This window comes from Citricoccus zhacaiensis, assembly GCF_014645315.1.
In the GTDB taxonomy this organism is placed as follows: Bacteria; Actinomycetota; Actinomycetes; order Actinomycetales; family Micrococcaceae; genus Citricoccus; species Citricoccus zhacaiensis.
Map to the genome: position 1 here is coordinate 136,880 of NZ_BMLQ01000008.1, position 20,826 is coordinate 157,705.

A 20,826-nucleotide genomic window follows, 5' to 3' on the forward strand; every position below is an offset into this window, starting at 1 on the left:
AGCCGGAACGACGGCGGCCGGCTCAGCTGACGTACTGGCGTGCCTTGCTGTGGCGCTGGGAGTCCTCCAGCGCGAGGAAGCGCTGCTCGACGCGCGGGGGCAGCACCCGGCGTTCGCGCAGCACCCAGCCGGCGCCGGCCAGTGCGTCGGCGATGCCGGCGGCGGTGGTGCGGTCCCGCGGCGCCGTGCTGAGCACGTCACGAGTTCGACGTACTGCGGCGCCCACAGGTCGGCGCAACCAGATGAACCAGAGGGTGTTGCGCAGGCCGTGGCGCCGGCGCAGGTGCGGATCGCGGACCGTGGACGCCTGGTGGTGCACCAGCATCTCCGGCAGGTGGCACAGCTCCCAGCCCGCCGTGGCGAGGTCCGCCGCCATCAGCTCCTCCTCGCCGCCGAGCCAGAGCCGTGGACTGAACCCGCCGACGTCGCGGAAGGCCGCCGTGCGCATCACCGAGGCCCCGGCCAGGAAGCTGCCCAGTGCCGGACCCGGGAGCCACTCCGGGCCGGCCACGGGCGAATGCAACAGCTCGGCGTTGATGGGATCCTCCCGGCCACCGGGCTCCACCAGTATCCGGCCGGTGACCACGCCCAGGAGGGGATGGGCAGACAGCGCCGCCACGGCCAGGTCCAGGGCGCCCGGCTCCCACCACGTGTCGTCGTCGCAGAACGCCACGAACTCGGTGGTGACCTGCTCCATGGCCAGGTTGCGTCCCACGGCCCCCAGGTTGTCCGGGCTGGCGACCAGCACGATGCGCGGATCGCCCGAGTACCGCTCGCGGATGGCCTCGGCCGTGCCGTCCGTGGACCCGTTGTCCACGACGACCACGCGGGGCCGCTCCGGCAGGGCCGCCAGCCGCTCCAGCGACTGCAGTGCTTCCGCCCGGCGGTTGTAGGTGATCATCACCACGGACAGCCGTGCGTGAAGGGCCCCCGGTCCGCCGGGCGGCGGTGCCGGCGTGGCGGTCACCGTCGCGCGCGGTCGCAACCGGGCCAGGTCGGCCTCGACGGAGGCGGGGACCGGCTGGCGCCGGCGCACCGCAGCCGGGATCCTCGGGAGGGCGGAGGCCAGCGCGCGTCGCCCCCTGGACCCGGCTGTCGCCGCCGAGCGGACCTCGTGCCCCACGGCAGCCCAGGGCCGGCGCATCACCGTGGTCAGCAGCCGGCTGCGGAGCAGTTCCCGCTGGCGGGTCTCGTTCGGTTCCCTCAGGCTCGAGGGATGGTGGTGCACCCACAGCTCGGGGGCATGAGCGAGCTCCCAGCCGGCGGCGGCCAAGTCCAGGGCCACCCGCTCCTCCTCGCCGGGGAAGCGGACCACGGGGTCGAACCCGCCCACCTCCAAGAATGCTGATCGTCGCACCATGGCGGCACAGGCCACGAAGCCCAGGAGCCGGGGGCCCGCTCCGGTCGACGCCGGCCCCAGGGGCGAATCGGCGAGCACCGCATTGATGGGGTCCGGCACCTCGTCCGGCCCCACCGCGATGGACGCGGCCAGCAACCCCAGCCGCGGGTGGTCCGCGAAGAGTTCCTCGCCGCGCCGCAGGGCGCCGGGCGACCACCAGGAATCGTCATCTGCGAAGGCGACGAATTCCGTCTCCGCCAGCCGGACGCCCACGGTACGGGCCTCCGCGCCGCGGTTCTGCGGGAGCCGTACCACCCGCACACTCGGGAAGGCGGCCTCGATGGCCTCCGGCGAACCGTCCGTGGAGGCGTTGTCCACCACGATCACCGGCGCCTCGTGGAGACCGAGGTAGGCCAGGAGCTCTTCACGGCGGTTGCGGGTGGCCACCACCACGGTGGTGCGTTCAGGTCTCCGGGATGCGGCCCCTGGTCCGGTCACGACTGTCTCCCTTGGCTTGCCCTGCAGATGACTCCGAGCCTAGGGGGTACTCCGTGTACCGGGCCACCGAGGGGCCGGCCGGACGACCTTCCGCGCTGGCCTCCCTGCTGCTCTGGCCTATTTCCTGTCCTGATTTCTGCCGCTTCTGCTCTTGGCCGCGTTCTTCTCCCGCTGGTGCAGGACCTTCTCGTGGATGGGGGCATCTGCCGAGGCACGCAGCTTGCGATAGTACTCAGCGGCCTCGTCCTGGCGCCGCGCCTCGTCCCCGGTGGCGATGTCCATCCGCAGATGCTCCTGCTCGTAGCCGAAGGCATCGACCAGGGTCTGCGCGTACGGACGCAGGCGGGCCGCCAGGCGGTTGATGTAGGTGCGCAGGGTGCGTGCACGCTGCGGGGAGATCCGCCCGGTCTCGAGGAACCAGCCCAGGTCGTCCTCGATCACTCGCAAGGCGAAGAGGTTGCGCATCCAGGTCATGACCTGGCGGGTGTGATCGTCCTCGATCTGCTCGACCGCGCGCGTGAACGCCTCCCATTCGAGCAACTCGCCGTGATTGCGGGCGGCGTCGATCAAGTCTGCCTGGTGCAGGTTGAAGGTGGCGGCCTGTTCGGCCTGGGACTTCCGGGCCACCGGCATCAGGGCCTGGGCGACGGCCCCGGTCTTGGTCCGCACCCGGTCCTCGAGCAGGGCCCTCTGGACCTCGGCATCCTTGAACCAACTGGCACTCTTGCGCTCCGAGCCCGCATCCTGCACGGACTGCACGACGCGGCGCAGGCCGGACCGGTTCACGACGGCCTCGGTGGCCTGGCCGCGGACATAGCGGGACAGGGCTCCGATGGAGAGGTTGGTCAGGTCCTTGGAGTAGTCGGACAGCAGCCGCTTGCCGACCAGTTGGAGCAACACGTTGTTGTCTCCCTCGAAGGTCACGAAGATGTCCAGGTCGTGGCGCAGCGAGGCGAAGCGGTTCTTCGCCATGTATCCCGCGCCACCACAGGCCTCGCGGGCCTCCTGCAGCGTGTCCAGTGCGTTCCAGGTCGCCAGTGGCTTGATGGCTGCGGCCAGGGTCTCGAGTTCCTGCCGGTCCTCGTCCGTGTCCGACTCCCCGGAGAACACGGCGTCGAACTTCTCCAGCAACTCGTTGGCGGCGAAGGTGTCGGCATAGGTCCGGGCGAGGCGATCGATCAGGCGGCGCTGGTGCAGCTGGTAGTCCATCAGCACCTCCTCGTGTGTGTCCGAGGTCGCGTTGAACTGACGGCGCTGATTGCCGTAGGTGATGGCACCGGTCAGTGCCAGGGCGGAGGCGGAGGCACCGGACAGGGCGAGGGAGACCCTGCCCTGGACCAGGGTGCCGATCATGGTGAAGAAACGGCGGCCGGGGGAGGCGATGTCCGAGGAGTAGCCGCCCTTCTCGTCCACGGAGCCGTAGCGGTTCAGCAGGTTGGTGCGGGGGATGCGCACGTGGTCGAAGTGCAGCCGGCCATTGTCGATGCCGTTGAGCCCGCCCTTGTACCCGTCGTCCTCGCCGCCGATGCCCGGGAGGAAGTCGCCGGATTCATCACGGAGCGGGACGTAGAAGGCGTGCACCCCGTGGTTGACGCCGCGGGTGATCAGCTGGGCGAAGACCACCGCGGCCTTGCCGTGGAGTGCGGCGTTGCCCAGGAACTCCTTCCAGGCCGCCTTGAAGGGCGTGTGGATCTCGAATTCATCGGTCTCCGGGACGTACGTCGCCGTGGTCGCCAGCGAGGAGACGTCCGAACCGTGGCCGATCTCCGTCATGGCGAAGGCACCCGGCACCTCCAGGCTCATGACGGCGGGCAGAAGGCGCTCGTGGTGCTCCTCCGTGCCCAGGTGCAGGATGGCGGAGCCGAACAGGCCCCACTGCACCCCGGCTTTGATCTGGAGCGACGGGTCGGCACTGACCAGCTCCGCGAACGTGGCGATGTTCCCGCCGTGGTTGTCACTGCCACCGAGGCGCCGCGGGAACGCCTTGTTGACCTGACCGCGGTCCACAAGGATGCGCAACTGACCCAGCACCCGCTCACGGTGGTCCTCCATGGTGAGGTTCTCGATCTTGTGCAGGTCCGGGTCCTTGACGTTCTCCCGCCCCTCCAGCCGGTCCGCGGCCCACCGACCGAGCAGCAGCTGGTGGACGGCGTCCAGGTCCAGTCCGCCGGGCTCTGCCGCCGAGATGGCGCTGAAGGCACCCTGTTGTCCGGTGTCCGCATCCGCCTGGGTGGGCGGCACCGCGCCAGCCGGTACCGCGGTGGTGCTGGAATCAGAGGTGGTGGTCATGACTGCTCCTGTTCGGGAGTGGACGGTTCGGTGGATGGGGGGCGTACGGGGTGTACATGGTGATCAGGCTGGTCAGGCAGATCGACAGCGGCATAGGTGCCGGACAGGCCGACCGTGAGCCACGCGGTGATCTTGCGGGCCAGTCTGGCTGCATCCGGCCGGTCGGCGCCGGGAGGGGTGGACAGCCATGACTCACCGGCCGAGCGGACCATGCCGATGGCGGCCCGCGGCCAGTACCAGGTGGCGGAGTCGGCTGAGGGCCGGCGGCCCTGCTGCCGCAGGTAGTCGCGGAAGTGGACATCCATCACGGTGGCGATCCGCTCGAAGAAGTCGGCCATGGCGGCCGGCTGCCCACCAGAGGAGCTGGGGCCGCTGGCGCTACCGGACGGGCCGGAAGAGGTGGACCCCTCGGTGGCTTCGGAGGTCTCCGGCGGCAGTCGCGTCGAGAAGGCATAGACATGGGGCGAGGACTCGGCCAGCCTGAGGTACACGGAGACCATCGCGTACAACCCCTCCAGGGCGTTGTCCGAGGTCTCCGCGGCGGCCAGCAGCTCACGTTCCATGAAATCGATGGCGCGTTCGCCCACGGCGGCCTGCAAACCGTTCTTGTCCCCGAAGTACCGGTAGAAGACGCTCTTGGAGGTTCCGGCATGCGTGGCGATGTCGCCCATGGACGCCTGGGGTCCGAGATCGTGGACGGCGTGGCGGGCGGCCCGGATCAATTCTGCGCGCCGCTGCAGGCGGTGCTCGTCCCAACGGGTGGCGCGGCCATCCGGCGTATCGGCGTCCTTGACTGCGGTATTCACGATACCGAGCGTATCAGGTACTCTGGGTATCAGTAAGCCCCGTCACGTTGTATCCACGGCCCGCCGTGAAACCCGAAGGGATCACCATGACCGAGAAGACCTCCCCGACCTCCGCGAACATCTCAGCTGCTCCGCAGGACTCACCGCGGATCGCGGCCGGCCAGCCCGCCATCGCCGGTGGCGAGGTGCGGCAGGCCGTCATCATCGGTGGAAACCGCACCCCGTTCGCGCGGTCGCATGGTGCCTATGCCCAGGCGACCAACAAGGACCTGCTGACCTCCGCCCTGAACGGCCTCATTGCCCGGTTCGGGCTGCAGGGGGAGCGGATCGGGGAGGTCGCGGCCGGCGCGGTCATCAAGCACAGCAAGGACTTCAACCTGACCCGGGAATCCGTCCTCGGCACCTCGCTGGACCCGGCCACCCCGGCCCACGAGGTCCAGATCGCCTGCGCCACGGGCATGGAGGCCATCGGGGGACTCGCCAACAAGATCCGATTGGGGCAACTCGACTCGGCCATCGGCGGTGGCGTGGACAGCATCTCGGACGCCCCCATCGTCTTCAATGACGCCGCGCGCGCCGTGCTGATGGAGCTCAACCGCGCCCGCACCACGCAGGACCGGATCAAGGCCGTCCTGAAGTTCCGTCCCGGCCACCTGGCACCGGAGGCCCCGGGCACCGAGGAGCCCCGCACGGGGCTGTCCATGGGGGAACACCAGGCCCGGACCACACACCAGTGGGGGATCACCCGGCAGGCTCAGGACGAGCTGGCCCTGGCCAGCCACCACCACCTCGCGGCCGCCTATGACCGTGGCTTCTTCGACGATCTCGTGACGCCCTTCGGCAAGTTGACCCGGGACAACAACCTGCGTGCGGACACCACGCTTGAGAAGCTCGGCAAGCTCAAGCCCGCCTTCGGCCGCTTCCTCGGTGACGAGGCCACCATGACCGCCGGAAACTCCACCCCGCTGACGGACGGGGCCTCGACGGTCCTGCTCGGTTCCGAGGAATGGGCCGCAGAGAGGGGCCTGCCCGTGCTCGCCGACTTCGTGGACTTCGAGACCGGCGCGGTGGACTTCGTGGACGGCAAGGAGGGCCTGCTCATGGCGCCGGCCTACGCCCTGTCCCGGCTCCTGCAGCGCCAGGGACTGTCCTTGCAGGACTTCGACTACTACGAGATCCATGAGGCCTTCGCCGGAACAGTCCTGTCCACCCTGAAGGCCTGGGAGGATGAGGACTTCTGCCGAGACCAGCTGGGTCTGGACGCGCCACTGGGCGCCATCGACCGGTCCAAACTCAACGTCAACGGCTCCTCGCTGGCCGCAGGTCACCCGTTTGCCGCCACCGGCGGGCGGATCACCGCCACCCTGGCCACGATGCTCCACGAGAAGGGACCGGGCTCCCTCGGCCTGATCTCGGTCTGCGCAGCCGGCGGCCAGGGCATCGTCGCGATCGTCCGGGGGCGCTGAGCACATGGCCAAGGCACCGCAGACCGATACCTACACCGCCCTCGTCAACCAGCCGCTCGGCCAGAAGATCGCCGGGGCCCTCGGGCTGCCCCGGCCGGCGGTCCTCCGGCGCTACGAGCCCGGCCAGACCCTCGTGGAGGGCTCCGTGCTCGTCCTCGGCGGCGGCCATGCCGCCGACGAGGCCGCAGCCGTCCTGCTGGACTGGGGACTGGACGTCCGCCGGCAGTCGGCTCCGGCCGACCGCTATGGCGCCGTCGTCGCCTGTTATGACGACGCCGGCACGCCGGCCGACCTGTCCGCCACCACCCTGCAGCTCGGGGCCGTGCAGCGGAAGATGGGCCCGTCAGCCCGAGTGGTCACCATCTTCCGTGATCCGCTCGGTTCGGACCGGCCCGCCGTGCGGGCCGCCCGCCGGGGCGTCGAAGGCCTGACCCGTTCGCTCGCCCACGAGATGCGCCGCGGGGCCACCGCCAACGGAATCGTGCTGGGCGAGGACACGGCGCTGTCCGCCCCGGGGGCCACCGGGGCCCTGCGCTTCCTGCTCTCGGCCAAGAGTGCCTTCGTCTCCGGCCAGTTCATCCCCGTCTCCTCCGATGCCGGCGCCCTGCCCCGGGACTGGGAGAAGCCCCTGGCCGGCAAGGTGGCCGTGGTGACCGGTGCCGCCCGCGGCATCGGTGCCGCGATCGCCGCGACCCTGCACCGCGATGGGGCGACCATCGTGGGGGTCGACGTGCCGGCCGCCGGGGAGGCGCTGGCCGGCGTCGTGAACTCGCTCGCCGGAACCGCACTGCAACTGGACATCACCGCGGCGGATGCCGGGGAGCGGATCCTCGCGCACTGTGCCGAACGCCATGGGCGGCTGGACATCGTGGTGCACAACGCCGGGATCACCCGGGACAAGAAGCTCGCCAACATGGACGCCGCCCGGTGGGACTCCGTGCTCGCCGTGAACATCGAGTCCCAGCTGGCGATGAACCGGGTCTTCCTGGCCGCGACCGGCCAAGGCGTCGTGGCGGACGAGCTGCGGATCGCCTCGCTCGCCTCGACGTCCGGGATCGCGGGCAATGCCGGCCAGACGAACTACGCCGCGTCCAAGGCGGGCGTCATGGGCATGGTCTCCGCCACGGCGGAGCTGATGAGCCCCACCGGGACGGCCGGCGGAGGCACCATCAACGCGGTGGCCCCCGGCTTCATCGAGACCGAGATGACCGCCCGGATGCCGATGGCCACCCGTGAGGTCGCGCGCCGGTTGAACTCCCTCCAGCAGGGGGGCCGGCCCGTCGACGTGGCGGAGGCCATCGCCTACCTGGTCTCCGATGCGGCCGGGGGGACGTCCGGCGCCACGCTGCGCGTCTGTGGCCAGGGCATGATGGGGGCCTGAGGTGGAACGTGAGACCATGACCCCCCTGAGCTCGAGCTACCGGGCCGCCCTGTCCATGGCAGCCAAGGACGCGCTGGTCAGACGGCGCCGCCCACAGCAGCTGCCGGGACGCACCGTGGTGGTCCACGACCACGAGATCAGTGCCGAGCTCGCCGCCCGGTACGCCCGGATGTTCCACCGGAACGGTCCGGTGCTGGACCCCACCGACCTACCCTCGGTGCTCGTGCACGTCGCCTCCTTCCCGGCGGCCATGGAACTCATGGCCGATCCGGACTTCCCCCTGCCACTGCTCGGCATGGTCCACCTCCGCAACCACGTGGTGCACCATGCCCCGGTACCGGCCGGCACCCCGGTGGAGGTGGCCGCCTCGGCCACCCGCCTGAGCCCCCATCCATCGGGCACCACCGTGGACCTGGTCGTCACCGTCCACGGGCCGGCACGCGTCAACCGCCGAGTCGACGACTCCGTCAACGGTCCCACCGGTGGCACCGGGGAGCTGCAGCTATTGTGGGAGGGCACGTCCACGTACCTGGCCGCCGGAGTCCACCTGCCGGCCCACGAGCGCCCGGCCACGGCCGGCCACCCGCCGTTCACGGCACCACAGCTGACCGCACAGTGGCGTCTCCCCGCGTCCACCGGACGGGAGTATGCCGCCGTGTCCGGGGACTTCAATCCGATCCACCTGAACCCGGTGACCGCCAAGCTCCTGGGGCAGAAGGGCATGATCGCCCACGGGATGTACCTGGCCGGTCGGATGCTCGCGGGCCGGGAACCGGCGGGTGCGGGCCACGAGTGGGAGATCTCCTTCGCCACCCCGGTGCTGCTCCCGGGGACGGTGTCCCTGGGCGTCGTCCACGCGGATCACTGCAACGCTGAGGTCACCACGGAGGTCACGGCGTGGAACGGCCGCACCGGAAGGCCGCACTTCACCGGCTCGATCACGGTCCCGGGCTCAGGTCCGGGACAGAGATCGGGTCCGGGGTAGGGGTTGGCGGTAGGAGTCGGGGCCGGTTGGCGGCCCTACCGTTCGGCGGAGAGCACCTCGTACGCCTCGGACATGTGGGTCGCCATCGCCTCCCAGCCGAACGTCCGGGCCCGGCGTGCCGCCGCCGGGCCCATCCGCCGCCACGCGGGCAGGTCTGCCACGATGCGTTCCAGCTCCTGCGCCCAGGTCTCCGGGTCCAGGCCGTCCACCAGCCGGCCGGTCTCACCGTCCGCCACGGCGTAGGCCAGCCCGCCCACCCGGTGTGCCAGCACCGGGGTCCCGCAGGCCTGTGCCTCGAGGGCGACCAGGCCGAAGGACTCCGAGAAGCTCGGCACGACCACCACGTCCGCAGCCCGGTAGACCTCCGCCAACTCCTGGGCGGACACGGGGCCGGAGTCCGTGCACTGGTCCTCCAATCCTGCGGCCGAGACCAGGGCGGCGAGGTCGAGTTCATCCGCGCCTGAGTGGGCGCCGGTGAGGTGCAGCTGCACCGGCGGGGCACCGGAAGCCCGCCGATTCACCAGGCCTGCCGCACGGATGGCCACCTGCGGGCCCTTGTGCCCCTGGATACGTCCGGCGAACAGGACCTTGAGCCCGTCCGGCCGACCGGGCCAGCGAGCGCCGCCGTCGGGATGGAAGACGGAGGTGTCCACGCCCGGCGGGACCACCCTGATCCGGGCTGGATCGGCTCCGTAGTGGCCTTTCAGCTCGTCGCGCTCAGCCGGCGTGTTGGCCACCAGCAGGTCGGCCGCGGCGGCGATCTGCTGCTCGGCGGCCTCCCGTTCCTCCGATTCGCTGGACCGCGCATCCCGGGCATTCTTGACGGCGGCCATGGTGTGCATGGTGTGCACGATCGGGGCGTTCAGGTCTCCGGCCACGGCCAATCCCGCCAGTCCGGAGAGCCAGTAGTGGGAATGCACCACCCAGCGGCAGTCGTCCCCGTGGCATCCGCCCGCGGCGGTCAGGGCACCGGGGGCCGCTGCGGCGAAGTCGTCCACCCACCGGGGCAGCTCCTCCTTGGGAACGTCTGCGGCCGGGCCGGCGGGGACCGGAACCACCCGGGCCCGGACTGCCCCCGGCACGGTGGGGACCGGCAGGTCCTGGACGCGCTGACCGGCCCGGTCGCGGCGCGTGAGGACCCAGGCCGGGTGTCCCGCCGCGGCCAGGGTGATGGCCAGCTGGCGGACATAGACGTTCATGCCACCGGCATCGCCCTGGCCCGGCTGTGCCAACGGCGAGGTGTGCAGGGACACCATCACCACGCCGAAGGGCCGCGTCACGGTGTGGGCATCCCGTGATCGGGCTGGCGGTCCGAGGCCGCGCCGGAGTTCAGCTCGTGGTGCACCGCGTCCAGCAGGCGGGCGAAACCGGGGACCGCATCCAGGTTGTCGATGAGAACGGCCCGGCCGGCTGCGTCCGCGAGTGGGATCTCCCAGTTCGGGTACTCGTGCTGCTGGGTGCCCGGTTGGTTCTGGATGCGCCGTTCGCCCACGGCGTCCACCAGCGCGATGCCGTGCAGCAGGGAGGGTGCCTGGGCCAGGTACCGGTGCAGGGCCACCACGATGTCAGCCACCACGGCCGGGTCGGCTGGGTCAGCCGGGGTGGCCGAGGTGAGGGTTGCGGCGGTATCGGCGGACAGGAATCCCGCCTCCACGACGGCCTGGAGGAACGCCCGGCGCTCGGCACCCGCCCGGTCTCGCTCGGTGTCGGGATCGCCGGCCACCAGGTCGAGGCGTTCGCGCAGGTCCAGGTGTGTGCCGGCCAGGTACCCGGCGGTCGGGGGCAGGTCATGGGTGTTGACGGAGGACAGGCACTGGACCCGGTAGTCCTGGGGCGGCCGGGGCCGGCCGTCCTCCTGCTCGAACCACAGGATCGAGGTGCCCAACAGCCCGCGGCGCGCCAGGTAGTCCTGGACCCACGGTTCGAAGGTGCCCAGGTCCTCGCCCACGACGACGGCCCCCGCGCGTTCCGCTTCGAGGGCCAGGATGCCGATCATCGCCTCGTGATCGTAGGTGACGTATGCACCCTCGGTGGGGGACTGGCCCACCGGGATCCACCACAGGCGGAACAGCCCCAGGATGTGGTCCACTCGGATGCCGCCCGCGTGGCGCAACACCGAGCGGAGCATGTCGCGGTACGCGCGGTAACCGGTCTCGGCCAGCCGCTCGGGGTGCCACGGTGACTGGGACCAGTCCTGACCGCGTTGGTTGTACATGTCCGGTGGGGCGCCGACGGACATGGACGGGACAAGCTGGTCCTGCAGCATCCAGGCGTCCGCGTTGTTGCGGTCCGCCCCGACGGCCAGGTCCTGCATCAGTCCCAGGCGCATGCCCGCCTCCCGGGCGGCCTGCTGCGCCGTGGCCAACTGCGTGTCACACAACCACTGCATCCAGCGGTGGAAGTCGACGTCCTCGGCCAGCTCCCGGCGATACCGCTCGGCCAGCCGGCCCCCCGGCGTGAACTCGGGATCCTGCCAGACCGGATCGGTGGGGTCGAAGGCGCTGCGCAGGGCACACCACAGCGCGAAGTCCTCCAGGCCCTGGCCCTCCTGCTCCCGGTAATCGCGGTAGGCCCGCGCCCGTTCCGGGGCCGGAGTGACCTGATGGAGCCGGCGCAGCGCCGTCAGCTTGGCCGCCGTGGTGGCGTTGCGGTCCAGGGAGCCGGCGGTCGCGTTGTCCGCCTGGCGGGCGGCGGCCAGGCCGTCCACCTCTCGGCGGGCACGCGGGTCAAGGGCGGCGTACTCGGCGAGGTCCTCGATGCGCAGGTACATCGGGTTGGTGAAGCGGCGGGTCGAGGGGGAGTAGGGCGAGGAGATCACCGGCGGTTCCGGCGCGGTGGCATGGAGGGGGTTGGACAGGACGTAGTCGCCGCCGTGCGCGGCCGTCTGGACCGCCAGTGCCGCCAGGTCCCCGAAGTCGCCCAGGCCCCAGGAGGCTGAGGATCGTGCCGAGTACAGCTGGACGGACAGCCCCCAGCCGCGCTGATGGCGGTAGGGGTCCGCGGTCGTGAGACGTTCCGGCGTCACGACGAGGGTGGCCTCGACCTCATTGCCGTCTTCGAGCAGGGCGCTCAGCCGGTGCCATCCCACGGGCAGGTCCCGGGGGAGGCGGAAGGTGGCCTGCCCGATCAGCTCGCCGTCGATGTCCTGTGGCTCCGTGAAGTCCTCGAGCTGCTCGAGGGGACGGGTCTCTCCGGTCTCCAGCAGCACCTCGATCGTGACGGCGCTCCCGTGGGGGACGTGGACTTGGACCGAGGACCCCGACCCCGCGTGGGAGACCGTGGTGTGCGGCAGGACGCGGAGCCAGGGGGCCAACCGCCGTCGCGCCAGGGCCGCCTCGAGCCCGGCCGTGCCGTCCGGTTCGACGGAGCAGCCCAGGGCAGCGAGGACCGTGGTCAGCGTGTGATCGGAGACCCGGTGTTCGTGACCGTCGTGACCCCGGTAGGAGGTCTGGATGCCATAGGCGTGGGCCAGCCGCTGGAGCAGGTCGCGGGCTTCGGTCATGGCTGGTGGGCCTCTTTCACGTGCGGGTGCGGCCGGGTCACCGGTTCCGGTGCCCCGGTCCGATTATGGCAGGCCACCGCCAGGGCCGGTTCAGCCGCAGACCAGGGCGGGAGGCAGACAGGCCCGCTGGCGTGCGGACAGTCCCGACCGGATGCGCCGCGACTGGTCCGGTGTGTAGTCCGGGGCCTCCTCAGTCTTCATCGGTGTGCGCGAGGACCAGGTGAAGGTCACTGAGAAGCGGTCCCGGGCGATCGGCGGAGTGGCGCGGTGCAGCAGACGGCAGTTGTCCGCCACCACGGCCGTCCACTTCGGCCCGGTCGCCGCGGTCACGGCGCCCGCGGGGACCATGTCAGCCACCCGGGCGTCATCCACGAATCCGGCCACGTAGTGCAGCCTCTCCACGGCGTACAGGGTCTCGGCCAGCGGAATGTAGGCGTACGGGCCGCCCTGGTCGTCGACGTCATTGAGCCACACCAAGATCTTCACCGTGCGCCGGTCCTCGGCATCACGGTGCCACCGGCGCACGCCCACCGTCTGGTTGTTGCCGACTTCGCGGCGCACGTCCGCCCCGTAGTAGCGGGCCGGCACACCCAGGTAGTTCTCGACGACGTCCAGCATGCGGTCCTGCAGGCCCCACTGCCAGATGGACAGGTCCGCCAACAACTCGTCCGTGGAGGGGCGCAGCGTGCTGGCACCACCCGTGGGCCGGTCCGCCAAGGGGGCCACGAGGCGTTCCAGTGCCGGCTTGAGCGCGTCCGTGGTGGGGACGGCGAGATCGTCCAGGGACCCAATGTGGACACCCTGCCGCTGCAGGGTGGAGACCAGCCCGGCCTGGGCCAGGTCGAGCGGAGGCAGGTGCGGCGCCCACTTGCGGCGGCGCTCCTCATGCATGCCGTCGGCGGCCCAGCGGACCGGCGTGACATTGGTCAGGATCTCCCGCTTGAGGCGGTTCGCGAATCGTCCCAAGGGACCCGCTACGGTCTCGGATGTGATCATGGAACCGAGGTTACAAGTGCGGATCAGCGGTGGCGACGACCACGGTGGCCGACGAGTAGTGGTGGGGTACCAGAGCATCCGGTGGAATCCCGTATCACGTAGGGACAGCAGGTGCCCAGACCCGTGGACCCCGAAGGCCTCAGAGAGTCGCTGTAACCGTCAGAGCCGGCCGAAGGGCTCCGCATACTGGAAGGGGCCGGTCTGGCCGTCATATGCGGTGAGGGTCCTGACCTGGAAATAGTCGCCCCACGAGGGATCCGGGCTGATCACTCCGCTCGACACCGCCGGGGCGAAACCGAAGCGGGAGTAGTAGGCGGGTTCACCCAGGAGTCCCACGAGAGGCTCGCCCCTCGCCTCGGCCGCACCGAGAACCGCATGCATCAAGGCAGAACCGATGCCGGAGCCCTGCCGGTCTGGATGAACACTCAGCGGCCCGAGTCCGAGCGCGGGCCGGCCACCCACAGAGGCACGCGTCGCGACGACGTGGCCCACCACCAGACCATCCTCGACGGCGACGAGGGACAAGCCCGGGATCCACCCGACGTCATCGCGCAGCCAACCGACCAGTACGGCCTCACCGGGGTCTCCACCGGGCTCCAGCGATGGTGCATGTCGCTCGGCGCCACGGAAGGCGGCTGCCGTGACGGAACGGATCGCCTCGCGGTCTGGGGCGCGCTCCGCTCGAATGATCACCATGGACGCCTCCCTGGGTCCGCTGTAGGCCGCTGTGGGCCCGACGCGGATGACCTGATGAACGACAGGATTCGTCTGCGGACGTGCACGGCAGGGGAATGTTCTGGCAAAAACTCGTCCCACGATGACAGAAACGGGGCTGGTTGTCACCAGCCCCGTTTCTGTTCGCCCTGAGGTGGGCGTTCGATGTGCGCGGAGGGGGACTTGAACCCCCACGCCCTTGCGGGCACAGCGACCTCAACGCTGCGCGTCTGCCAATTCCGCCACCCGCGCGCACAATCCGGTTCGCACCGGATTTCCGCTGCCTCGAAAGGCAGCGCTGACTATCCTAACACCCTTTTCGCGTGCCTCCGTACACAGGCCGGACACGGGCCGTTCCACCTCGCTAGGGTGGCACCATGAGCGCCATCTCCAGCCACGACTTCACGGACGACGTCGTCCGCATCTGCCGAGACCTGATCCGGATCGACACCTCGAACTACGGGGGCAACGACTCCCGGGGAGAACGCGAGGCCGCCGAGTACTGTGCGGCCCTGATGCGGGACGCCGGCATGGAGCCGACGGTCTACGAGTCGTCTCCCGGCCGGGCCAGCGTGGTTGGTCGCATCGCGGGCTGGGATCCCCAGGCTCCCGCCCTGGTCCTGCACGGCCACCTCGACGTGGTCCCCGCGGACGCCAGTGAGTGGTCGGTGGACCCGTTCTCGGCCGAGTTGAGGGAGGGCATGATCTGGGGCCGGGGGGCCGTGGACATGAAGGGTATGGATGCCATGATCCTCGCGGTCCTGGGCTACCTGCACCGCACCGGGCAGCAACCGCGCCGGGACCTCATCGTCGCCTTCTTCGCGGATGAGGAGGCCGGCGGGGTCTACGGTGCCCGCTGGATGGTGGACCACCATCCCGAGGTCTTCGCCGGGGCGACGGAGGCCATCAGCGAGGTCGGCGGTTTCTCCACCGACATCCGCGGGCAACGCGCCTACCTGCTGCAGACCGCCGAGAAGGGCCTGGCCTGGCTCAACCTGACCGCCACGGGAGCACCGGGCCACGGATCGTCCGTGCATCGCGACAATGCGGTGACCCGGCTGTCCGGGGCCATCGAACGGATCGGCAACCATGCCTGGCCCCTCGACTACACGAAGACCACGCGCGCTCTGCTGGAGCAGGTCGCCGAGATCTGCGGGGTGGAGTTCGACGAGGCGGATCCCGCTCCCCAGCTCGAGGCCCTCGGCACGGCCTCCCGGTTCGTCGGCTCCACGCTGCGCAACAGCACCAACCCCACAGGGCTGACCGCCGGCTACAAGCACAACGTGATCCCGGGAAAGGCGCAGGCCACCGTGGACGTCCGCTTCCTGCCGGGGCAGGAGGAGGAGGTCATGACCACCCTGCGTGAACTCGCCGGCGAGGGGGTGGACTTCAGTCATGAGCACCGGGACATCTCCCTGGAGGTCCCCTTCTCCGGCGACCTCGTGGATCTCATGGTCGACTCCATCCAGGCCGAGGATCCCGGCGCACCGGTGCTGCCGTTCATGATGTCCGGCGGCACGGACAACAAGTCCCTGTCCCGGCTCGGGATCGCCGGCTACGGCTTCGCCCCCCTGCAGCTCCCCGCCGACCTCGACTTCACCGGACTGTTCCACGGCATCGACGAGCGCGTCCCCGTCGAGGCCCTCGACTTCGGCTGCCGCGTGCTGCACCGGATGCTCGAGCCCCGCTGACCCCCGCTGACATCCCCGCTGACATCCGGCGGACATCCCGCTGCGGCGGAACCGTCCCCACCGAGCCGACCGGCCGCCCGAATCCCAGGAGGATCCCCCCATGCCCACCCCGCAGAATTCCCAGCAGGCCGCCGTCGAGTCCATCCTGACGGATGACCTCCTCGCCGGGATCCGCGACCGTGCCCCCGGTTTCGACGAGGCGAACGCCTTCCCGCAGCAGGACCTGGATCTCCTACGGGAGGCGGGTTATCTCGGGGCCTTCGCCCCCACAGCGGCCGGCGGACTGGGCTGGGACGTCTCGACCGTCGTCGCCGCCCAGAGGGTGCTGGCCATGCATGCACCGGCGACCGCGCTGGCCGTGAACATGCACCAGATCTGGAACGCCGTGGCCTTCATCCTGGGACGGCAGGGGGATGACTCCCTCGATTTCATCCACCGCGAGTCGGCAGCGGGGGAGGTCTTCGCCTTCGGCATCTCCGAGGCGGGCAATGACGCGGTGCTGTTCGACTCGGACACCGTGGCCGAGCCCGTGGGTGACGGCTCCTACCGGTTCACCGGGACCAAGATCTTCACCACCCTGTCCCCGGTGTGGACCCGGCTCGGGATCTTCGGCAAGACGCCCGACGGCGGCCAGCTGGTCTTCGGCTTCCTCGACCGGTCCGCGGACGGCTGGGAAGCCGACGCCTCCTCCTGGGACATGTTGGGCATGCGAGCCACCCACTCCCACACCACGCGGCTGCAGGGCGCCCTCGTTCCCGCCGACCGGATCGTGCGGCACATCCCCACCGGGCCGAATGCCGACCCGCTCACGTTCGGGATCTTCGCGTCCTTCCTGACACTGGTCGCGGCCGTCTACACGGGGGTGGGGGACCGGGCCGTGGAACTGGCCACGCAGAGCCTGGCCCGGAGGTCGTCCAAAGTAACCGGGCAGGCACTGTCCCAGGATCCAGTGCTGCGGTACAAGACCGGAGAGGCCGCCCTGCGGCAACTGGCCGTGGACACGCAATTGCGAGCGGTGGCCGCAGACATCGACGCCGGCGCGGACCTGGGTGCCGAGTGGTTCCCCCGGTTGGTGGCGAACAAGACCACGGCCATCCGCACGGCCAAGGCCCAGGCGGACTTCGCACTGGAGGCCTCCGGGGGCGCCTCCTACCACCGCGGCAACGAGCTGTCCCGCATCTACCGCGATGTCATGGCCGGGGTGTTCCACCCCTCGGATGACGAGTCGGCGCACCAGACCCTGGCGAACCACCTGCTGGGGCCGGTCCAGGGTCCAGCGGCGTAGGCTCAGGCCTGCACGGCCAGGGTCGACCGGACGCGGATGATCCGGCGGCGCAGCCAGTAGCGCCGGGCACCTCCGCGATAGAGGACCGTGCGCTGCAGCTCCCATTTGCCGTACTCCGCATGCTCCACCACCCGACGCCGGGCCTCGGCCACCGAGTCCCGTGGGGCGACGGTCATCACCAGGTACTCCCAGTGGTCCCGCTGCTCCAGTGACTCCAGACCGCTGGTCATCTCCTGTTCGCGCATCCTTCTCCTTGGGGCACTGGCGGGACAACGGACCCGGTCTCCGTGGATCGTGGCCGGTCTTCGACCAGTATCCGGCACGAGCGAGCCCGCTTCCGTGAAACCCTATGCCAGGCCGGGAAAAAACGGCTACCGTGGTGCCATGAGCATCGACCCGCGTGTGGCCCTGGAGGCCCTGGTTTCCGCATTCGAAGAACATCTGGCGGCCGCCACCGGCAAGCGTGACGATGACGATCCCGCAGTCGAGTCGGCCTTCTTCAACGTGGCCGACTCCTTCGAGGCCTACGAGGACGCCCTGTACGCCGCCACGGGTGAGTTCACCCCGCTGGACGTCTACGACGACGAAGACGACGACGAGGATGACGAGGACGATCAAGACTCCGGCAACTGACCGGGCTTCCAGCCGGACGACGAGCGGATCCACCAGCGGATCTACGACCACGGGATGATCTTCGTCCCGATCTTGAGGCCCGGGTGCGTCGCGGGGACGGGGTCCACAAGCCTGTGACGTAGGGTTCTCTGATGTGAACTGGTTAGAAGCGATCATCCTGGGCCTGGTCCAGGGCTTGACGGAATTCCTTCCCATCTCGTCCTCGGCGCACCTGCGCATCGTCGGCGAGTTCCTGCCCGGAGCCGCCGATCCGGGGGCGGCGTTCACCGCCATCACCCAGATCGGCACGGAGCTCGCGGTCCTGATCTTCTTCTGGAAGGACATCGTCCGGATCATCTCGCGCTGGTTCGGTTCCCTGTTCGGCAAGGTCGAGCGCAATGACCCGGACGCTCGCATGGGCTGGCTGATCATCATCGGCTCGCTCCCCATCGCCGTGGCGGGGCTGCTCTTCGAGGACTACATCGACACCTCGTTCCGGTCCCTGTGGATCGTCGCCACCATGCTGATCGTCTTCGGCCTGCTCCTGGCGGTCGCCGACGCACTCGGACGGCAGACCAAGCCCCTGGAGAAGCTCACCCTCAAGGACGGCATCCTGTTCGGGCTGGCCCAGATGATGGCCCTGATCCCCGGTGTCTCCCGCTCGGGCGGCACCATCACCATGGGCCTCGCCCTGGGCTTCACCCGCGAGGCCGCCGCCCGGTACGCCTTCCTGCTGGCCGTTCCGGCCGTCTTCGCGTCCGGATTCTACAAGCTCTTCCAGGCCCTGGGGGAGCCCGGCGCCTCGGCCGCCTATGGCATGGGCGAGACGCTGGTCGCCACCCTCGTGGCGTTCGCGGTCGGCTACGTCGTCATCGGCTGGCTCATGAAGTTCATCTCAACCCACTCGTTCAGGCCCTTCGTCTGGTACCGCATCGGACTCGGCCTGCTTCTCTACATCCTGCTCGGCTTCGGAGTGATCAACGCCTGATGGAATCCTGGAACACCCCCCTCCCGGCTCGCCTGCCCGTCCAACCGGACCGGCTCAAGATCCACGACACCTCCTCCCAGGCGGAACGCCATCCGGGCAACCTGGCCGAGGCGTCCCTGTACGTCTGCGGGATCACGCCCTACGACGCGACCCACCTCGGCCACGCGAACACGTACGTGACCTTCGATCTGCTCAACCGCTACTGGCGTGCCTGTGGCCTGCCGGTCACCTACGTGCAGAACGTCACCGACGTGGACGACCCGCTGCTGGAACGGGCCACCGCCACCGGCGTGGACTGGCGAGACCTGGCGGCGGACCAGACCGAGCTGTTCCGCTCGGACATGGAGGCCCTCAACGTCCTGGCGCCGGACCACTACGTCGGTGCCACCGAGACCGTGGACTGGGTGGTCCAGTCCGTCCAGGCCCTCGTGGACAACGGCACCGCCTATTCCGTGCCGGGCATGGACGGAGGGCCCGACGGCGACGTCTACTTCTCGATCGACGCCGCCGAGGAGGCCACGGACTGGACCCTCGGCAGCATCGGCCGCCTCAGCTCCGAGGAGATGTCCGCGGTCTTCCCGGACCGTGGCGGCGACCCGGACCGTCCAGGCAAACGCCACCCGCTGGATCCCTTGCTGTGGCGGGTGGCCCGCCCCGGCGAGCCGACGTGGGACGGCCACTCCCTGGGCACCGGCCGGCCGGGCTGGCACATCGAGTGCTCCGCCATTGCCCGGCGTCTGCTGCCGGCACCCTTCACCGTCCAGGGTGGGGGCTCGGACCTCCGCTTCCCGCACCACGAGTTCAGCGCGGCCCACGCCACGGCCGCCGACGGGCAGCCCCTGGCCGGTACCTTCGTCCATGCCGGGATGGTCGGCTACGAGGGGGAGAAGATGTCCAAGTCCCTGGGCAACCTCGTCCTGGTCTCCCGGCTGCGCCAGCAGGGCGTGGAGGCGGTGGCCATCCGCGCGGCGCTGCTCTCCCACCACTACCGTGCCGATTGGGAGTGGACGCCCGAGCTGTTGCGGCAGTCGATGGACCGAGTGGCCCGGTGGCGCCAGGCCCTCGGCCTCGAGACGGCCGAGGACGGTTCCGCCGTGCTGGCCGCCGCCCACCGCGCGCTGTCCCACGACCTGGACGCTCCGGCCGCACTGGCCGAGCTGGACCGCTGGGCGGACCAGGCCCTGGCCAGGGACGCAGTGGACCCCGACGACGCGGCGCACTCCTCGGATCTCTCGGCCCCGGACGTCCGGACAGTGGCCAACGGTCTCCTCGGCCTGATGCTCTGAGTCGACCTGATGGGGTACGGCTAGTCCCGGCCGCGCCGGCGCAGGTACCGCTCGAACTCCTGGGCGATGGCCTCACCCGAGGCCTCGGGTAGTTCCTCGGTGTCCCGCGCGCGCTCCAGCTGTTCCACGTAGGCGGCCACGTCGGGGTCCTCTCCGGCGAGTTCGTTCACGCCGCGTTCCCAGGCCTCGGCGTCCTCGACCAGCGGGGTGAGGTCCAGGCTCACCTGGACGAGGTCCTCGATCCGGCGCAGCAGGGCCAATTCCGCCTTGGGGGAGGGAGCCTGGGAGACATAGTGGGGGACCGTGGCCCACACGGACACCGTCGGCAACCCGGCCCGTGCGGCCGTATCCGTCACCACGCCCACGATCCCGGTCGGCCCCTCGTACGTCGGCCGTTGGGCGCTCAGGGCCTCCCGGAGCTCGGGATCGGCGCTGGTGGGCCTGGCCGGCAGTGGCCGGGTATGCGGGACGTCGGCCAGCAGCGCCCCCAGCATGATCACGGCGTCCACGTTCTGCTCAGCGGCATGCGTCAGCAGTTCGGCCGTGAAGGCCTGCCATCGATAGCTGGGCTCGGCCCCGGACACCAGGATGACGTCGAGGCCCTCCACGTCGGTCGCCCGGAACATGCGGGTCTGCGGCCAGGACAACGTGCCGAGCCCATCGGCGTCGCGCACTACCGTGGGACGGGTGAACTGGTAGTCGTAGTAGTCGCCGTCCGTCAGGGAGCCGGCGGCGGCCGCACCCCATTGACGGCGCAGCAGCTCGATCGCGCTGGTAGCCGCCTCGCCGGCGTCGTTCCAGCCCTCGAAGGCCGCGACCATGACCACTGGCCGGCGTCCGGAGACCATTCCGGCCAGATGGCCGCGCAGTCCCGACTGCCGGGCTGGTGTTCCGTCCATCTCTGCCATGATGGCCACCCTAGACCCGTGTGAACGTGGGGTGCCACACGTGTGCCGGACACGAGCCTGACCGGAACCGGACCTGAACT

The 20,826-nt window shown here is 70.2% G+C and carries 17 protein-coding genes and 1 tRNA gene; 8 read left to right on the forward strand and 10 right to left on the reverse strand.

Features of this window, described 5'->3' with window-relative positions:
- Positions 1 to 22: 22 nt before the first annotated feature.
- The 3 genes from IEX49_RS16910 to IEX49_RS13550 all read right to left on the reverse strand — a co-directional run bounded on the left by IEX49_RS16910 (position 23) and on the right by IEX49_RS13550 (position 4,932).
- A complete protein-coding gene (locus IEX49_RS16910) occupies positions 23 to 1,837 on the reverse strand; it encodes a glycosyltransferase family 2 protein (protein ID WP_229672678.1) in 1,815 nt (604 codons plus the stop codon).
- Positions 1,838 to 1,954: 117 nt separating this feature from the next.
- Complete coding sequence (locus tag IEX49_RS13545; protein ID WP_188806682.1) at positions 1,955 to 4,126, reverse strand: acyl-CoA dehydrogenase family protein; 2,172 nt, start codon at positions 4,124 to 4,126, stop codon at positions 1,955 to 1,957.
- Positions 4,123 to 4,932 carry a TetR/AcrR family transcriptional regulator gene (locus tag IEX49_RS13550; protein WP_229672679.1) on the reverse strand — a complete coding sequence of 270 codons (810 nt, stop codon included), beginning with the start codon at positions 4,930 to 4,932 and terminating at the stop codon, positions 4,123 to 4,125. The genes IEX49_RS13545 and IEX49_RS13550 overlap by 4 nt, the downstream gene beginning before the upstream one ends.
- Before the next feature lie 86 nt (positions 4,933 to 5,018).
- Here IEX49_RS13550 and IEX49_RS13555 point away from each other — a divergent pair, with 86 nt between their 5' ends.
- From IEX49_RS13555 to IEX49_RS13565, 3 genes are read left to right on the forward strand one after another with little or no spacing between them, the layout of a single operon-like run.
- Positions 5,019 to 6,398 (forward strand): acetyl-CoA C-acetyltransferase, encoded by a 1,380-nt coding sequence (locus IEX49_RS13555; RefSeq protein ID WP_229672680.1) that lies wholly within the window; start codon positions 5,019 to 5,021, stop codon positions 6,396 to 6,398.
- A gap of 4 nt (positions 6,399 to 6,402) precedes the next feature.
- Positions 6,403 to 7,779, forward strand: a complete 1,377-nt coding sequence (locus IEX49_RS13560) for a 3-oxoacyl-ACP reductase (RefSeq protein ID WP_188806683.1) — start codon at positions 6,403 to 6,405, stop codon at positions 7,777 to 7,779.
- A gap of 16 nt (positions 7,780 to 7,795) precedes the next feature.
- On the forward strand, positions 7,796 to 8,764 hold the full coding sequence (locus IEX49_RS13565) for a MaoC family dehydratase (protein WP_188806684.1): 969 nt from the start codon (positions 7,796 to 7,798) through the stop codon (positions 8,762 to 8,764).
- Between the two features lie 35 nt (positions 8,765 to 8,799).
- Here the strand turns inward: IEX49_RS13565 and IEX49_RS13570 are convergent, their stop codons facing one another.
- The 5 genes from IEX49_RS13570 to IEX49_RS13590 all read right to left on the reverse strand — a co-directional run bounded on the left by IEX49_RS13570 (position 8,800) and on the right by IEX49_RS13590 (position 14,228).
- A complete protein-coding gene (locus tag IEX49_RS13570; RefSeq protein ID WP_188806685.1) occupies positions 8,800 to 10,044 on the reverse strand; it encodes a glycosyltransferase in 1,245 nt (414 codons plus the stop codon).
- The gene (gene malQ, locus IEX49_RS13575; protein ID WP_188806686.1) at positions 10,041 to 12,266 is read right to left on the reverse strand and encodes a 4-alpha-glucanotransferase; all 2,226 of its coding nucleotides are present in this window, start codon (positions 12,264 to 12,266) and stop codon (positions 10,041 to 10,043) included. The genes IEX49_RS13570 and malQ overlap by 4 nt, the downstream gene beginning before the upstream one ends.
- Before the next feature lie 90 nt (positions 12,267 to 12,356).
- Complete coding sequence (locus IEX49_RS13580) at positions 12,357 to 13,262, reverse strand: phytanoyl-CoA dioxygenase family protein (RefSeq protein ID WP_188806687.1); 906 nt, start codon at positions 13,260 to 13,262, stop codon at positions 12,357 to 12,359.
- A 159-nt stretch (positions 13,263 to 13,421) separates the two neighbouring features.
- A complete protein-coding gene (locus IEX49_RS13585; protein WP_229672681.1) occupies positions 13,422 to 13,958 on the reverse strand; it encodes a GNAT family N-acetyltransferase in 537 nt (178 codons plus the stop codon).
- 186 nt (positions 13,959 to 14,144) lie between these two features.
- Positions 14,145 to 14,228: transfer RNA gene (locus IEX49_RS13590), tRNA-Leu, on the reverse strand.
- Positions 14,229 to 14,353: 125 nt separating this feature from the next.
- Between IEX49_RS13590 and IEX49_RS13595 the strand changes: the two genes are divergently transcribed.
- Complete coding sequence (locus IEX49_RS13595) at positions 14,354 to 15,667, forward strand: M20/M25/M40 family metallo-hydrolase (protein ID WP_188806688.1); 1,314 nt, start codon at positions 14,354 to 14,356, stop codon at positions 15,665 to 15,667.
- Positions 15,668 to 15,767: 100 nt separating this feature from the next.
- A complete protein-coding gene (locus IEX49_RS13600) occupies positions 15,768 to 16,952 on the forward strand; it encodes an acyl-CoA dehydrogenase family protein (protein WP_188806689.1) in 1,185 nt (394 codons plus the stop codon).
- Positions 16,953 to 16,954: 2 nt separating this feature from the next.
- On the opposite strand, the gene IEX49_RS13605 is transcribed toward IEX49_RS13600, so the two are convergent.
- A complete protein-coding gene (locus IEX49_RS13605; protein WP_188806690.1) occupies positions 16,955 to 17,197 on the reverse strand; it encodes a DUF5703 family protein in 243 nt (80 codons plus the stop codon).
- A 139-nt stretch (positions 17,198 to 17,336) separates the two neighbouring features.
- Between IEX49_RS13605 and IEX49_RS13610 the strand changes: the two genes are divergently transcribed.
- The 3 genes from IEX49_RS13610 (at position 17,337) to mshC (ending at position 19,838) form a co-directional block, all read left to right on the forward strand.
- The gene (locus tag IEX49_RS13610; protein ID WP_188806691.1) at positions 17,337 to 17,585 is read left to right on the forward strand and encodes a hypothetical protein; all 249 of its coding nucleotides are present in this window, start codon (positions 17,337 to 17,339) and stop codon (positions 17,583 to 17,585) included.
- 133 nt (positions 17,586 to 17,718) lie between these two features.
- Positions 17,719 to 18,552, forward strand: coding sequence for an undecaprenyl-diphosphate phosphatase (locus tag IEX49_RS13615; RefSeq protein WP_188806692.1), 834 nt, complete (start codon positions 17,719 to 17,721; stop codon positions 18,550 to 18,552).
- Positions 18,552 to 19,838, forward strand: coding sequence for a cysteine--1-D-myo-inosityl 2-amino-2-deoxy-alpha-D-glucopyranoside ligase (mshC, locus tag IEX49_RS13620; RefSeq protein ID WP_188806693.1), 1,287 nt, complete (start codon positions 18,552 to 18,554; stop codon positions 19,836 to 19,838). Before IEX49_RS13615 ends, mshC begins: the two co-directional genes overlap by 1 nt.
- 20 nt (positions 19,839 to 19,858) lie before the next feature.
- On the opposite strand, the gene IEX49_RS13625 is transcribed toward mshC, so the two are convergent.
- Entirely contained in the window at positions 19,859 to 20,746 is an 888-nt protein-coding gene (locus IEX49_RS13625) for a PAC2 family protein (protein ID WP_373286738.1), read from the reverse strand.
- Positions 20,747 to 20,826: the final 80 nt, after the last annotated feature.

Excerpts from the sequence above, each read along its gene's own strand:
- IEX49_RS13545 (WP_188806682.1), bottom strand. The coding sequence starts at position 4,126 with ATGACCACCACCTCTGATTCCAGCACCACCGCGGTACCGGCTGGCGCG.
- IEX49_RS13555 (WP_229672680.1), top strand. The coding sequence starts at position 5,019 with ATGACCGAGAAGACCTCCCCGACCTCCGCGAACATCTCAGCTGCTCCG.
- IEX49_RS13560 (WP_188806683.1), top strand. The coding sequence starts at position 6,403 with ATGGCCAAGGCACCGCAGACCGATACCTACACCGCCCTCGTCAACCAG.
- IEX49_RS13565 (WP_188806684.1), top strand. The coding sequence starts at position 7,796 with ATGACCCCCCTGAGCTCGAGCTACCGGGCCGCCCTGTCCATGGCAGCC.
- malQ (WP_188806686.1), bottom strand. The coding sequence starts at position 12,266 with ATGACCGAAGCCCGCGACCTGCTCCAGCGGCTGGCCCACGCCTATGGC.
- IEX49_RS13580 (WP_188806687.1), bottom strand. The coding sequence starts at position 13,262 with ATGATCACATCCGAGACCGTAGCGGGTCCCTTGGGACGATTCGCGAAC.
- IEX49_RS13585 (WP_229672681.1), bottom strand. The coding sequence starts at position 13,958 with ATGGTGATCATTCGAGCGGAGCGCGCCCCAGACCGCGAGGCGATCCGT.
- IEX49_RS13595 (WP_188806688.1), top strand. The coding sequence starts at position 14,354 with ATGAGCGCCATCTCCAGCCACGACTTCACGGACGACGTCGTCCGCATC.
- IEX49_RS13600 (WP_188806689.1), top strand. The coding sequence starts at position 15,768 with ATGCCCACCCCGCAGAATTCCCAGCAGGCCGCCGTCGAGTCCATCCTG.
- IEX49_RS13605 (WP_188806690.1), bottom strand. The coding sequence starts at position 17,197 with ATGCGCGAACAGGAGATGACCAGCGGTCTGGAGTCACTGGAGCAGCGG.
- IEX49_RS13610 (WP_188806691.1), top strand. The coding sequence starts at position 17,337 with ATGAGCATCGACCCGCGTGTGGCCCTGGAGGCCCTGGTTTCCGCATTC.
- mshC (WP_188806693.1), top strand. The coding sequence starts at position 18,552 with ATGGAATCCTGGAACACCCCCCTCCCGGCTCGCCTGCCCGTCCAACCG.
- IEX49_RS13625 (WP_373286738.1), bottom strand. The coding sequence starts at position 20,746 with ATGGCAGAGATGGACGGAACACCAGCCCGGCAGTCGGGACTGCGCGGC.